Annotated in this window: 14 protein-coding genes; 7 read left to right on the forward strand and 7 right to left on the reverse strand. The window is 52.5% G+C overall.

The window, feature by feature from the left end:
• Nucleotides 1-96: 96 nt before the first annotated feature.
• From ABIE48_RS01805 to ABIE48_RS01820, 4 genes are all read right to left on the reverse strand, one after another.
• Nucleotides 97-1,029, reverse strand: a complete 933-nt coding sequence (locus ABIE48_RS01805; protein ID WP_145026420.1) for a sensor histidine kinase — start codon at nucleotides 1,027-1,029, stop codon at nucleotides 97-99.
• 85 nt (nucleotides 1,030-1,114) lie between these two features.
• Nucleotides 1,115-1,864 carry an ABC transporter permease gene (locus ABIE48_RS01810; RefSeq protein ID WP_192716303.1) on the reverse strand — a complete coding sequence of 250 codons (750 nt, stop codon included), beginning with the start codon at nucleotides 1,862-1,864 and terminating at the stop codon, nucleotides 1,115-1,117.
• The gene (locus ABIE48_RS01815; protein WP_145025878.1) at nucleotides 1,861-2,781 is read right to left on the reverse strand and encodes an ABC transporter ATP-binding protein; all 921 of its coding nucleotides are present in this window, start codon (nucleotides 2,779-2,781) and stop codon (nucleotides 1,861-1,863) included. Before ABIE48_RS01815 ends, ABIE48_RS01810 begins: the two co-directional genes overlap by 4 nt.
• A 199-nt stretch (nucleotides 2,782-2,980) precedes the next feature.
• Nucleotides 2,981-3,673 (reverse strand): response regulator transcription factor, encoded by a 693-nt coding sequence (locus tag ABIE48_RS01820; protein ID WP_145025876.1) that lies wholly within the window; start codon nucleotides 3,671-3,673, stop codon nucleotides 2,981-2,983.
• Between the two features lie 434 nt (nucleotides 3,674-4,107).
• Between ABIE48_RS01820 and tkt the strand changes: the two genes are divergently transcribed.
• Nucleotides 4,108-6,150, forward strand: a complete 2,043-nt coding sequence (gene tkt / locus ABIE48_RS01825; protein ID WP_192716304.1) for a transketolase — start codon at nucleotides 4,108-4,110, stop codon at nucleotides 6,148-6,150.
• Between the two features lie 50 nt (nucleotides 6,151-6,200).
• A complete protein-coding gene (gene ppnP, locus ABIE48_RS01830; RefSeq protein ID WP_076173446.1) occupies nucleotides 6,201-6,518 on the forward strand; it encodes a pyrimidine/purine nucleoside phosphorylase in 318 nt (105 codons plus the stop codon).
• A 122-nt stretch (nucleotides 6,519-6,640) separates the two neighbouring features.
• Here ppnP and ABIE48_RS01835 read toward each other — a convergent pair whose 3' ends face one another.
• Entirely contained in the window at nucleotides 6,641-7,540 is a 900-nt protein-coding gene (locus ABIE48_RS01835) for an NAD(P)-dependent oxidoreductase (protein WP_192716305.1), read from the reverse strand.
• A 213-nt stretch (nucleotides 7,541-7,753) separates the two neighbouring features.
• On the opposite strand from ABIE48_RS01835, the gene ABIE48_RS01840 reads away from it, so the two are divergent.
• The 3 genes from ABIE48_RS01840 to ABIE48_RS01850 all read left to right on the forward strand — a co-directional run bounded on the left by ABIE48_RS01840 (nucleotide 7,754) and on the right by ABIE48_RS01850 (nucleotide 10,439).
• A complete protein-coding gene (locus tag ABIE48_RS01840) occupies nucleotides 7,754-9,109 on the forward strand; it encodes a glucose-6-phosphate isomerase (protein WP_192716306.1) in 1,356 nt (451 codons plus the stop codon).
• 107 nt (nucleotides 9,110-9,216) lie between these two features.
• Complete coding sequence (locus tag ABIE48_RS01845) at nucleotides 9,217-9,849, forward strand: YigZ family protein (RefSeq protein ID WP_145026418.1); 633 nt, start codon at nucleotides 9,217-9,219, stop codon at nucleotides 9,847-9,849.
• Nucleotides 9,850-9,854: 5 nt separating this feature from the next.
• The gene (locus tag ABIE48_RS01850) at nucleotides 9,855-10,439 is read left to right on the forward strand and encodes a TetR/AcrR family transcriptional regulator (RefSeq protein ID WP_076173442.1); all 585 of its coding nucleotides are present in this window, start codon (nucleotides 9,855-9,857) and stop codon (nucleotides 10,437-10,439) included.
• A 173-nt stretch (nucleotides 10,440-10,612) separates the two neighbouring features.
• Here the strand turns inward: ABIE48_RS01850 and ABIE48_RS01855 are convergent, their stop codons facing one another.
• Together ABIE48_RS01855 and ABIE48_RS01860 are read right to left on the reverse strand one after the other, a co-directional pair.
• On the reverse strand, nucleotides 10,613-11,014 hold the full coding sequence (locus ABIE48_RS01855; protein WP_192716307.1) for a secondary thiamine-phosphate synthase enzyme YjbQ: 402 nt from the start codon (nucleotides 11,012-11,014) through the stop codon (nucleotides 10,613-10,615).
• A gap of 126 nt (nucleotides 11,015-11,140) precedes the next feature.
• Nucleotides 11,141-11,686, reverse strand: coding sequence for a helix-turn-helix domain-containing protein (locus tag ABIE48_RS01860; protein WP_145160688.1), 546 nt, complete (start codon nucleotides 11,684-11,686; stop codon nucleotides 11,141-11,143).
• A 299-nt stretch (nucleotides 11,687-11,985) separates the two neighbouring features.
• Between ABIE48_RS01860 and ABIE48_RS01865 the strand changes: the two genes are divergently transcribed.
• Nucleotides 11,986-12,870 (forward strand): MBL fold metallo-hydrolase, encoded by an 885-nt coding sequence (locus ABIE48_RS01865; protein WP_192716308.1) that lies wholly within the window; start codon nucleotides 11,986-11,988, stop codon nucleotides 12,868-12,870.
• Nucleotides 12,871-12,906: 36 nt separating this feature from the next.
• Nucleotides 12,907-13,905 carry an alpha/beta hydrolase gene (locus tag ABIE48_RS01870; RefSeq protein ID WP_192716309.1) on the forward strand — a complete coding sequence of 333 codons (999 nt, stop codon included), beginning with the start codon at nucleotides 12,907-12,909 and terminating at the stop codon, nucleotides 13,903-13,905.
• The last annotated feature ends 308 nt before the right edge of the window (nucleotides 13,906-14,213 follow it).

Raw genomic sequence — 14,213 nt, forward strand, 5'->3', positions numbered from 1 at the left:
AGGGCTGAGGCCCGCCTGTGAATGCCATTCCAAGGGGTTCTTTTTCATATGGATTTTCAATTACAACATGTGAATTTTCCATTATAACATCTTCTCTCAGGTGACTGACGTTCCCTGCGAAATCCCGCCGGTGGTAAGCTCCCAGCGGCATGTCATCGTCAGCACGTCCCCGCTCAGCTCGGCGGAAAGCCGGCCGCCCATCTTCTCCATCAGGCTGCGGGCGATAGACAGGCCGAGGCCGGTCCCTTTACCGGAGCGCGTTTGGTCGGCTGTATAGAACCGGTCAAACAGCAGGGAGGGATCGGTGCCGGCGAGATGCGGGGCATCATTGCGGATGGCCAGCACCGCCTCGTTATTTTGCCGCTTCAGCCCGATGCCGACTTCGCCGCGCGTGTGCTTGATCGTATTGAGCAGCAGGTTTTCGATGACCCGTTTGACGGCCGACTCATCCGCAAACCCGATGATCTCCTCTTCAGGAAACTCCAGTAATGGGGTGATACTGCAGTCGGTAAACTGGTCGTACAGGCTCATGATCACGTCCTGCAGCACCGGGATGAAACGGATGCGCGCCGGCTTCAGCTCGTAATCGGTGGACTCGATCACGGACAGCTCGAAAAAATCGTTCAGCAGCGCCTGCAGACGCTGCGAACGGTGTTTGATCACACTTAAGTATGCATGCTTTTCTTCGGGACTGAGGTCCTCGGCCTCAAGCAGCTGAATATAGCCGAAGATCGACGTCAGCGGCGTACGGATATCATGGGACATGTTGGCGATCGCCTGCTTCAGCTCGTTTTCCGTTCGGCGCTGCAGGGCGCCGCTCTCGGTCACCCGGTCTATCAGACGGTTGATTTCAGCCGCAAGCGATTCAAGATCTTTTTCGTAATAGGACAAATCGGTTTTTTTGCGCGATCTGCCTTCGTTGTAGCTCTTCAGCTGGGCGGTTACCCGCCGAAGTTCCCTGCGCATCCGCAGGAGGCGGACGACGAGCAGAGCAATTACGGCGACAGCGACAATGGTGATGTAGAGCATCGTTTGTCCGCCTCCTTTGGTTAGATGGTTTCCCACGAAAATAGATTCACTACCTTGCAGCTCATTGTTTGTATGGGATGGCTTCTTACTTAATCTCCTTCTTCCGGAAGGCCAGAATGCCCAAAGCTCCAAACATCAGGAACCAGACGACCGGAACAATGGTCATGGCGGTAAGCTGCCCGCTGCTTCGTTCCAGGATCGGCACGTTGTTGACCAGCTTGAATACGGAGTAGTCGTACAGCGTGCCGATGAAGGGAATGTATCTGCCGGCTCCGGCGAACAGGGAATCAGCCAGCAAGAACAGGATAAACAGGAAGCCGATCGATTTGCCGCTGTCGGTCAGCAGAGTGGAGAACAAGGCGGCAATGCCGGCAAATCCGGCCGCATAAAGGACGGTAAATCCCAGGGCGAGCAGTACAAAAGGCAGCGATAACGATCCCGCGTCTCCGTTTGCGATCATCATCACGGCTGTCGCTACCACAGGCAGGGCGAGCGCAAGCACGGTCGTACCAACGGTGAAGACCAGCAGCTTTGCGGCGAACAGCCGGATCCGGCTGTTGCCGGAAGAGGCGATGCATTTCATGACGCCGGTCGAATATTCGCTGGAAATAAAGAAACCGGCCAGCAGGGCAGCGGAAAATTTCAGCACATAAGCGTTGCCGGCCAGCACATTTTGCATAAACTCCAGGCTCGTGACTTCCGGCTCGCCGGCGGTATGGTCCATGATGACGAGTAGGGGATACACGATGGCGGCCGCCGCAATGCACAGGAGCAGGGTCCGGAACGAGAGGTCCTTGCGCAGCTTGAACCATTCCGCTTTGATGACGTTGCTCATGGCTGCACACCTCCGATCCGTTTCGTGAAAAACGTCTCCAGGTCTTCGCCTTTCGGCATAAACTGCTCGATCTCCAGGCCGGATGCGGCGAGTGTGGTCGATACGCGCCCGGGATGCTCCAAATGATCGTAGAGCTGGATAGACCCGTCCGGCATAACCTCGAATTCCGTGGTGTCCAGACGGTTCTGCAGGACCGATGCCGCCGCGGCGGGGTCGTTAACTTTGATATGAATGAACTGCCGGCATTTCTCCTGCAGTTCTTTGGCCGTCAGCTCCTCGAGCAGGACGCCGCGGTGAATGATGCCGTAATGGGTGGCCAGCAGATGCAGCTCGCTTAAAATATGGCTGGAAATCAGGATGGTGATCCGCCGTTCCTGGTTCAGCCGCTTGAGCAGCTCGCGCATTTCGACGACGCCCATAGGGTCAAGCCCATTGGTAGGCTCGTCCAGAATGAGAAACTCGGGATCACCCAGCAGGGCGATCGCCAGGCCCAGACGCTGCTTCATGCCCAGCGAGAAGTTTTTCGCCTTTTTCCGACCGGTCTCTTCCAGGCCCACCAGTTCAAGCGTGCGCTTTACGCAGTCTTTTCCGGGAATGCCCCGCAGAAGCCGGTTGGCTTCGACGTTCTCCTCCGCCGTCATTTGCGGGAACAGCGCCGGGCTTTCAATGATGGATCCGATGCGTTTGCGCGCCTCGTTTGTTTCCGAAGGACCGCTGTATCCGAACAGCTCCACCGAGCCTTCCGTCGGAAAGGCCAGCCCCGCGGCGATGCGGATGAGCGTGGATTTGCCGGCTCCGTTTTGCCCAATGAATCCGTAAATGGCCCCCCGTTTGATCGAGAGATTCACCTTATCCAAAGCGATGCCGTTTTTGAACGTTTTGGTGAGATTTGTAGTGCGAAGAACATATTCGCTCATGGTTTTCTCATCAGCCTCCCTCTAGTGATAGGCTCAGTGTATTCCGGAAAGCGTAAGAGAAGTTTAAGGCAATTCTTAAGAAAGGCTTAAGTCTGAAGAGCCGACTGCGGCCGGTACAAGACTGCAGCGGATAACGATATGCTGTTGAAGATGCGGCTGTACAGCCCAAAAAGGCAGCGGCCTAATGTCCACCGTCTCCTCACGGCTTCAGCCGGTAACCGATGCCCCAGACGGTTTCGATCCATTCCTCGCCAGGGCAAGCTTTGGCCAGTTTGCTGCGCAGATTGCTCATATGTACGTTGACGGTATTGTCATCTCCGAGAAACTCCTCGCCCCAGATGCTCTCATACAGATTGGATTTGGAAAATACCTTTTTGGGCGATGCCATGAGCAAATGAAGGATATCGAATTCGCGGGCGGTCAGGGAAATCGGCTCGCCGTCGGCGTGTACGGTTTTGGCTTCCGGATCGAGCACCAAATTTTTATGCGAAAAGATGACCGGCTTGGCGGAGTTCGCGGCACGATGGACCCGTCTAAGATGCGAGTCGATGCGTGCAGACACTTCCTCGATGTCGAACGGCTTCGTGATATAGTCGTCGGCACCGCCGCGGAGGGCGGCGATCTTTCCGGACTGGTCGCCCTTTGCGGAAACGATCATCACCGGCGGGGCGCCGTGTTCCCGAACTTCGTTCAGCACTTCCTCGCCTGATAAGCCGGGAAGCATCAAATCCAGAAGGACCATGTCCCAGGGCTGCTGCTTCAAATAAATGAGGGCTTCGGTTCCGGAAAAGGCGGGCTGTGCGGTATATCCGCTGCGGCGGACGATGCTGCAGAGCAGGCGGCTGATGTCGTTGTCGTCCTCCACGACCAGAATGTGCGTATTTCCGTTCATTTGACGTTTTCACCTCGGTTACATGCAGTTGAGTTACGAACTATCATACTCGAAGAAACGGCTGTTTCCAATGGTTTTTGCTGTTTCAGGACCGGACCGTGCGGGTCATAGATGGAAGACGCGTCAACCGCAGAGGTAATGAAAAAAGTTTGAAACTATTGCCAGACGGAGGGCGGGCTAGACTTAGCCCAATCCCGCCCGGCTCATGGCTTCGACCGGGATCTGCTGCCCCGTCATCCGTTCTGATTTGCTCCGCATAATGACCTTCTCCATGGGGAATGGTGATAAAGGTTATGGAAAAGAAGAAAGGCAAGTGTTATAATAAGTCAAAATGAAACATTCAAGCGGATGTTCTTCTAAGCCGCCGGGTTTTTCCGTGCTTTCAAGTGTGCCCGCTTCATGTTAATTTCCCAGAAATACTGAGGAGGATAACCATGACTGACAAGAATCAAGCGATTGACAAGGCCGAGAACGCGACCATCGATAATCTGTCGATTACGACGATCCGTACCCTCGCGATCGATGCGATCGAGAAAGCCAACTCCGGACATCCGGGTATGCCGATGGGCTCTGCACCAATGGGATACCAGCTGTTCGCAAAGACGATGAACCACAATCCGGAGAATCCGACTTGGATTAACCGCGACCGTTTTGTTCTCTCCGCTGGGCACGGCTCTATGCTGCTGTACAGCCTGCTTCACCTGAGCGGATATGATCTTCCAATGGAAGAACTGAAACAATTCCGTCAATGGGGAAGCCTGACTCCAGGTCACCCAGAGTTCGGTCACACCGCTGGCGTTGACGCAACGACAGGTCCTCTTGGACAAGGCGTGGCTATGGCCGTTGGTATGGCAATGGCTGAAGCTCAGCTGGCTGCAACTTACAACAAAGACAACTACAAAGTGGTTGACCACTATACGTACGCGATCTGCGGCGACGGCGACCTGATGGAAGGTATCTCGCATGAGGCTGCTTCTTTGGCGGGCCATCAACAGCTCGGCAAGCTGATCATGCTGTACGATTCCAATGACATTTCCCTCGACGGTAAACTCAACCTGTCCTTCTCCGAAAACGTACAAAAGCGTTTCGAAGCATACGGATGGCAAGTGCTGCGCGTGGAAGACGGCAACGATCTTCCGGCCATCGAGAAAGCCATTGCGGAAGCGCAAGCCGAAACGAGCAAACCGACCCTGATCGAAGTGAAAACCATCATCGGTTACGGAAGCCCGAACAAACAAGGTAAGGGTGGCCATGGCGGTACTCACGGATCCCCACTGGGTGCGGAAGAAGCCAAGCTGACCAAAGAATTCTACAAATGGGTATACGAAGAAGACTTCTACGTGCCTGAAGAAGTTCGCGCTCATTTCGCGAAAGTGAAAGAACACGGCGTGAAAGTCAACAAAGAATGGAACGAGCAGTTCGAAGCTTACAAGAAAGCTTATCCTGAACTGGCCGCTCAATTCGAAAAGGCTGTTGCCGGCGACCTTGCTGAAGGATGGGATAAAGACCTTCCGAAGTATTCCGTGGAAGACAAAGCCGTATCGACACGTGTTGCTTCCGGTAACGCCCTGAACGGTCTTACAGGCGGCGTACCACAGCTGCTGGGCGGATCCGCCGACTTGGAAAGCTCCACGATGACTCACCTGAACAACCTGGCTAACTTCACGCCTGACAGCCGCGAAGGCCGCAACATCTACTTCGGCGTACGCGAATTCGCGATGGCTGCCGTGATGAACGGCATGACGCTGCATGGTGGACTGAAAGTATTCGGCGGTACGTTCTTCGTATTTACCGACTACCTGCGTCCGGCGGTTCGTCTTGCTTCGATCATGAAGCTGCCTGTCACTTACGTTCTGACTCATGACAGTATTGCGGTTGGTGAAGACGGTCCTACCCATGAACCGATCGAACAGCTGGCATCGCTGCGCATCATTCCTGGATTGACTGTGATCCGTCCGGCTGACGCCAACGAAACATCGGCTGCCTGGGCTTACACGGTTGAAAATAAAGAGAACCCGGTAGCGCTCGTATTGACGCGCCAAAACCTGCCAATCCTGGCCGCTACGGCTGAGGGCGCACGCGAAGGCATCAAGCGCGGTGCTTATGTAGTAGCTGACGCGAAGAACGGCAAACCTAAAGCGCAAATCATCGCAACGGGTTCCGAAGTACAGCTGGCTGTGAAAGCTGCCGAAGCGCTGTCCAAAGAGGGCATCGAAGTTCGCGTCATCAGCATGCCAAGCTGGGATCTGTTCGAAAAACAAGATCAAGCTTACAAAGATTCCGTCCTGCTGCCTGACGTCAAAGCACGTCTTGCCATCGAAATGGCTTCTCCATTCGGTTGGGAACGCTATGTCGGCGACAAAGGCGACATTCTCGGCATCTCCATCTTTGGCGCATCCGCTCCTGGCAACCGCGTCATTGAAGAATACGGATTTACGGTGGACAATGTAGTCAGCCGTGTCAAAGGGCTGCTGTAAGGTCATAGCCGTTTAATTCATATTTTGAGTTCAAAAGGAGCAGTGAGCACATGTCGCAGTTCAGCAATGCCACCATCGTCAAAGCAGCCAACGTCTATTATGACGGCCAGGTGACCAGCCGCACCGTCATTCTGGAAGATGGTAGCAAGGTTACGCTCGGAATCATGCTTCCGGGCACGTATGAATTTGGGACGGACGGTCCTGAAATTATGGAGATCCTGTCCGGCCACCTGAAGGTCCTTCTTCCCGGTGAAGAATCCTGGCAAGAAATTCAGGGAGCACACACGTTTCACGTGCCTGCCCATTCCAAATTCGCTCTGGAAGTGTTCAGCGTAACCGATTACTGCTGCTCCTACCCGGCGGAGTAACGAAAAAGGGTAAGTCCGTCATCTGGCGGACTTACCCTTTTCTCTCCGGTAAACTCACTTTTTCTGCATAATTTGGAGCCGTTCCATTCAACCTATGGCTGTATATGGAAGGAGCCTGTCCATTATTGCAGCGGTTTACCGCCGATCGTCTGTCCGATCCATGCTTCATAGCATTTGACGACAGCGGACAGGTCCTCATCTCCGAAGCCCTGCGTCTGCCCGGCTTGAAACAGGCTTTTTGCCAGGTTCAGCATCGGAGACGGTACGCCGGTGGCGTCGGTGAGGGAGGAGGCAAGCTTCAGGTCTTTGAGCATCAGCGCAAGGGAGAACTGGTTGCTGAAGTCGTGGTCGATGATCTTCCGGCCTTTCAGGTCCGCGGCCTTGCTGCCGGCCGAACCGAGCTGAACCAGCTCGAGGAAGCTGTCCGCAGGAATGCCGGATTTGGCGGCGATGGCGAAGCCTTCCGCCAAGGCCAGGTTGTTGATGCCGACCATCGTGTTATGGGCAAGCTTGGCAACGGAACCGCTGCCGCTTGGCCCCATATGGATGACCTTCTTGCCCAGCGTATCAAACAGGCCGGATGCGGCTTCCAGCACGGAAGCTTCTCCGCCGACCATAAAAACGAGTGTGCCGTCGATGGCCGCCGGCTTGCTGCCAGTAACCGGTGCGTCGAGGAAATAGGCTCCGAGCTTGTGAACCTCGGCGGCCAGCTCTTTGACGAGCCCCGGGGAAATGGTGCTGCTGTCAATGACGGTGGTGCCTTGAGCCAGCGTTTTCAGAATGCCGTCTTCGCCGTAAAACACCTCGCGGATGGAATCGTCATTGCTGACCATCGTGATGACCGCATCCTGTCCTGAGGCCGCTTCGGCAGGAGTGGCAGCTTGGGACGCACCTTCCTTGACAAGCGCTTCGGCCTTGGAAGCCGTGCGGTTATAGACGGTTACCTCGTAACCTTGTTTTAACAAATTGGAAGCCATGGGCGCTCCCATGGTGCCCAGTCCGATGAAGCCTATTTTTTTCATGAGAATCACCTTTTCCTGTGAGATATAAGCATTCATTAAGTTTACCATGAGGCCATGCGACAATCCATGGGGGAAGAAGTGAAATTGTGGGTGGATAAGCGTCATATTGTCCTTGCCAAATGCAGTGAAATTACAGTATCCTATTCTAAAGCTGTTTTTTTCGGAGCGTAAATAGAATAGAGATGAAGCCAAACTAGGAGGTTTACATTAGATATGTCTACCAAATTAAATTTCGATTACAGTAAGGCGCTCTCCTTTATCGGTCAGCACGAAGTGGATTATCTGGCAGAGCCGATCCGACTCGCTCACGAGCAGCTTCATAACAAGACAGGCGTAGGTTCTGACTTCTTGGGATGGATCGATCTTCCTACCCAATACGACAAGGAAGAATTTGCACGCATCCAAAAAGCAGCAGCGAAAATCCAAAGCGATTCTGACGTTCTGATCGTCATCGGAATCGGCGGATCTTACCTCGGCGCACGCGCGGCGATTGAAGCTCTGTCCCATTCCTTCTATAATGTATTACCAAAGGACAAGCGCAAGACGCCTGAAGTCTATTTCGCCGGCAACAACATCAGCTCCACTTACGTGGCGCATTTGCTCGATCTGATCGAAGGCAAGGACTTCTCCGTGAACGTCATTTCCAAGTCCGGCACAACGACGGAGCCTGCGATTGCATTCCGTATTTTCAAAGCCGAGCTGGAGAAGAAATACGGCAAGGAAGAAGCCCGCAAGCGTATCTATGCAACAACCGACAAGGAAAGAGGAGCCCTCAAGAAGCTCGCGAGTGAAGAAGGCTATGAGTCCTTTATCATTCCGGACGACGTGGGCGGAAGATATTCCGTACTGACTGCGGTTGGCCTGCTGCCAATTGCTACTGCCGGAATCAACATCGAAGAGATGATGCAGGGTGCCGCTGACGCTTCCAAGGAATTCAGCAACCCGAACGTCCATGAGAACCTCAGCTACCAATACGCTGCCGTGCGTAACGCACTGTACCGCAAAGGCAAAGCCATCGAGATTCTCGTGAACTACGAGCCTTCTCTTCACTTCGTATCCGAGTGGTGGAAACAGCTGTACGGCGAAAGCGAAGGCAAGGACTACAAAGGCATTTATCCGGCATCCGTCGACTTCTCGACCGATCTGCACTCCATGGGACAATTTGTTCAGGAAGGCAGCCGCAACATTTTCGAAACCGTCATCCAGGTGGACAATGTAGCGAAGCAAATTACGATCGAAAGCGATCTGGACGATTTGGACGGCCTGAACTTCCTGGCTGGCAAAACGATGGATTTCGTCAACAAAAAGGCCTTCCAAGGCACGATGTTGGCACATACAGACGGACAGGTTCCTAACCTGATCGTAACCGTACCGGATATGACTCCGTATTCCTTCGGATATCTGGTGTACTTCTTTGAAAAGGCGTGCGGTATCAGCGGCTATCTGCTTGGCGTCAATCCGTTTGACCAGCCTGGCGTGGAAGCCTATAAGAAGAACATGTTCGCTTTGCTCGGCAAACCGGGCTATGAGGAAGAAAAAGCGAAGCTGGAAGCAAGACTGTCCGAATAAGAATAACATCAGCAACTTTTGAATAGACATACAAAGCTAGGGAAGCAGTTCACCGGTTAATCAACAGCGGGGGACTGCTTTCTTGGCAAATAAGAAAGGGCATGAACATGATTGATCGCTATCGGACCGTCCGAGGGGCGGGATCCAAGGAAATTGTCATTAAGAAGTCCCGTTTTATCGGCCATGTGAAACCGGTGGACAGCGAAGATGATGCAAACGCTTTTATTGAAGAGATCAAGAAGCGCTACTTCAATGCCACACATAACTGCTCCGCCTACATGATCGGGGAGAGGGATGAGATCCAGAAGCAGTCGGACGACGGGGAGCCGAGCGGAACGGCCGGTAAGCCGATTCTCGAGGTAATCCGCAATCAAGGGTTGAAAAATGTGGCGATCGTCGTGACCCGGTACTTCGGCGGCATCATGCTGGGGGCGGGAGGACTGATCCGGGCATACACGGACGGTGCGGTGGCGGCGATTGAAGCGGGGGAAGCGATCACACGCGTGCTTCACCGCGAGATTTTTGTGGAAATCGACTATACCTGGCTGGGAAAGGTCGAGAACGAGCTCCGGGGCCGTGAGGTCCGAATGGGGGAAACGGTGTTTACGGATAAGGTGCGGCTGACGTGCCTACCGGAAGACCGCGAAGCGGAGACGTTTATGTCGTGGATGGTGGATTTGACGCAGGGGCAATCCCTGATTACGGAGGGCGAAAAGCTTTATTTTATTGAAGGGGAATAAGGTCTATGGCAAGAAGAGCAGTGGAACAGGAGTTGTCGAGGGAGAGGATTCTGGAAGCGGCCAGGCATTTGTTTGTGACCAAGGGATACCGGGCCATTTCTATGCGCAGTATTGGTCAGCATTTAGGTTACAGTCATGGTTCCTTATACTATCATTTCAAGGAAAAGGCAGAATTGTTCTACGCCATCGTGGTTGAGGATTTCAACAATCTCGCTGTACAGCTGAATAAGGTGCTCAAGGTCGCTCCGACCCAGGACTTGACCAAGGTGGAACAGCTCATGCTGGAGTTCATCCGTTTCGGCCTGGACCATCCTTATCAGTACGAGATCATGTTCATGATCCGGGACGAAGAACTGCTGTCCTACTGCCGTTCTGAGCAGGGGCGCTGCTTCGAATTGTTTGCCTCCATGGTGCGCCGATATATGAACGAGGAGGAGCACGGCCCCGATCATTGCCGCAATCTGCCGTTAACGTTATTTTTGTCCATGCACGGATTCATATCGTATTACATCCAGGATCGCGTGACTTTTGAGGAGATCAAACCCGCGGCCATCACGCATGTGAAGATATGCTGCCGCAGTCTGCGGTAATTTTTTTAGGTACTTACTTTATAACGGTGAATTGGTATTGCGCCAACGTATAAATGCTGTGGTGAGTGTGGGCGCAGCTGAAGAAAATAAGGTGAAGGGGAGGGCATACAGAAACGCCTCATACCCCGACACCTGTTTTGTCATGCCTGCTTTTGGGGATACGGCGGGCTTCCTTATCCCTCCATAATTTTTACATGGTATTGTCTGCGACGCGGCCCGTCGAACTCGCAAAAATAAATGCCCTGCCAGCGTCCGAGCAGCAGCTCACCTTCCGTAATGATCACGGTCTGCGATGGTCCGCAGGTGATCGACTTCAAATGGGAAGCCGTGTTGCCTTCGGCGTGGCGGTATTTTGGATGCTCCCACGGATACACCTCATCCAAACGCAGCAGCACATCATGCTTCACGTCCGGATCGGCGTTTTCATTAATGGCGATGCCAGCGGTCGTGTGCGGGCAGTAAATCAGCACCGTCCCCTCCTTGACCCCGTTCTGATGAACCAGCGAGATAATCTCGCGGGTAATATCCCTCATTTCGTCCCGTGACGCCGTACTTAATTCAAGGGTATGCAGCATGTCGTATGTCTCCTTTCCTAAAGTGTATTTTACCTGATATTGGACATGTCATAAGCCTATGATACAGTTGCTGTGCCGTAAGCACAATGAACGGGCTGGCCTATTCCTCCACAGGATAAAGTGAATCTAGAAGGTAGCTGGAGAGGGAACGGCAATCAGCAGCGTCTCCCCCTCGGCGATATTTTTGTAACTATGCGGTGTTCGGGCATCGTAATAAATGCTGTCGCCTTCTTCAAGTGTGAACCGTTCATTTCCAAGGATGAACTCCAATCGTCCGGTATGGATAAAAAGAAACTCCTCCCCTTCGGGATGGCCAACGCCGACATCCCCTGATGTTGCGCCTTTTTCGAGAACTCCCCAAATCGGTCCCATCTTATTGCCGCTTCCATGACTGAGAGCATACCAAGTTATTCTGGAACCCTCGGAGTGAACGAGAGGTTTTCGTTCGTTTTTTCTGATGACGATGCTTCGTTTCTCCTCGCCAAACAGATCGGTAAAATTCACACCCAGAGCGTTTGCTATACGCTTGAGAACGCTAAGGGATGGATTCACTTTGTCGCGTTCGATTTCACTGAGAAAAGACAAAGAGATGGAGGCCATGGTGGAAACCTCTTTGAGCGTCAATTTTTGTTTTTTTCTCGTATTTCGAATGGTATCGCCGATTGAATTCATCTGAAGTCCTCCTCACCTGAAAATTTCGCTGTGAACGTAATTTTTACGTGTATCATATCGGATATTTGCAGTGGTATCAAGCACTTTGAAGCAGAGCGAATTACGCTGTAAAACCGTTGAAATATCAGGGGTTAAGAACTACTATTATATCAAGGTTGATGTTCAGTCTCATACCCGGGTATTTACGAATTCCTTCAACCATTTCCATATTGAGCGAAATTTTTGGGGTGCTTTCAGATCCCATTATAATAGTTGTCTCGAACGATCTACGATTTAGAAAGAAAACCGGAGGATTTCAAATGAACAAAGTCTATAAAGTAGGCGACGCAACCGTAACCCGTGTCACGGAAATGACGCTGAGCGGCGTCCCGCCGGAAATTTATTTTGCGGGCTCGTGGGACCCGGCGTTTCTGGAAAAGAATCGGGATACCCTGCCCGCCGGTCTAATCGACAGCGATTCTCAGCTTGTCGTTAGTATAGGAACTTGGGTCGTGAAGACTCCGGACCATACGATCCTTATTGATACAGCGACGGGAAATGATAAAAATCTTCCGTATAATCCGGAATTGTCCAATCTAAAGCTGCCGTATCTTGATCGTCTCCTGGAGGCGGGGGTTACGCCGGAAGACGTGGACTATGTCCTGTTGACGCATTTGCATGTGGATCATGTCGGCTGGAATACAAGGCTTGCAGGCGGTAATTGGGTACCGACGTTCCCGAACGCCACCTATGTATTTCCGCTTTCGGAACAACAATATTACTCCAGCCCGGCCAGCCACAATAAAGAAAACGAACCCAACTTTAACGCATACGAAGAGAGCGTTTTGCCTGTCGTCGAAGCTGGACTGGTGAAGACAATCCCTCCAGAAGGGGGAGAGTTCCTCGATATGTTCAAATTTATTCCGACTCCCGGCCATAGCATCGGTCAGATGTCGATCAGCCTCACGTCCGCCGGAGAAGAAGCTTTGTTCGGTGCTGACGTGATGCACCATCCGTTTCAGGTATATCATCCCGAGTGGAACTCCATGTATTGCGAATTCACGGAACAAGCACGCGTTTCTCGGCGCAGGGTATTGGATTATATCGCGGATCGGCCCATCATTTATTTCAGTACCCATTTTCCGGGGAGTTCTGCGGGGTACGTGACTCGTAACGGCAACGGATTCAAATGGGAATTCATCTAATAAACTACCCTAATCACATTGAAAGGTGCTGACAACATGACGACAAACGATTTTAGGCACGATATACCGATTTTGACCGAAGACCACCGTATCCCCAGCGATACGTCCGGAATCGAACTTTATGTACGCAACAAACGTCCGGCTTCCATGAACACGTTCACGAACGAGAAAACGATTGTCATGGTTCACGGCGCCACATATCCGATTGGCAGTTTGTATGACGTTGAATTGGATGGTTTCACGTTCTTGGACTATTTGGCAAGTCATGGTTACGACGTGTATGCCGTAGATGTACGCGGTTACGGCGGTTCGACGAGACCCCCTGAAATGGAGCAGCCCGCTGACTCCAACCCTCCGCTGGTTCGTACGGAGACGGGGGTTCGCGACCTGGGCTCGGCGGTAGACTTCGTTTTAAAACATCGGAACTTATCGAAGGTCAACATTCTGGGAATGTCCTGGGGCGGAACAGTCGCCGGGGCGTATACGAGCCGAAACAACGAAAAAGTAAACAAGCTTATTCTTGTTGCGCCTCAGTGGCTGAGCACGAAACCGGTCCCTATCGATACCGGAGGTCCGCTCGGCTCCTATCGTCTCGTCCCGGTCGGAAGCACGAAGGAACGCTGGCTAAGCGCCGCCCCTGAAGATAAACGCGGCGATCTGATTCCGGAAGGCTGGTTCGAACAATGGACCGAAGCGACGTTAGCTTCCGATCCGGGAAGCCAAAGCGACCATCCGGGACATATTCGGGCGACCAATGGGACGATTCTGGACATCCGTGAATACTGGACGGCTAACAGAGCTTTTTATGAGCCCAAGGAGATCACGGTGCCTGTCCTTCTTGTTCACGCGGAATGGGACATCGATGTGCCTCTTGATTTGGCGCAAAACTTTTTCACGTCACTGACCGGCGCCGTTTATCGCCGCTGGGTAGAGATTGGAGAAGGAACACATATGGTGCTGTTAGAGAAAAATAGGATGCAGGCTTTTCAAGCGATCCTCAGCTTCCTTGAAGAATCGTATATCCCGGCGAAATAACCCGAGTGCAGTTCCCCAAGTTTCATATTCCTAAAACGAGGCCTGCGGCATGCTGCCGCAGGCTTTTTTCGTACCCACATTTTTGAAAGAAGGCGAATCGTTTGCGGTCCTATCTGCTTCTATTGTTTTGCGCATCACTCTACGGTAGCAACTTCGTGCTGGGCTCGCTTTTGCTGCAAGCATTTCCTGCGCTGCATCTATCGGCCTATCGGCTTGCCGTCTCCTCGGTGTTCCTGCTCGTATATTTGAAGATTATAGAATTTATAAATTTCAGCGAAGCTGAACCATTCTATAATCGCAAGAAAAAC

Source organism: Paenibacillus sp. OAE614 (assembly GCF_040546645.1).
Lineage (GTDB): Bacteria > Bacillota > Bacilli > Paenibacillales > Paenibacillaceae > Paenibacillus_AQ > Paenibacillus_AQ favisporus.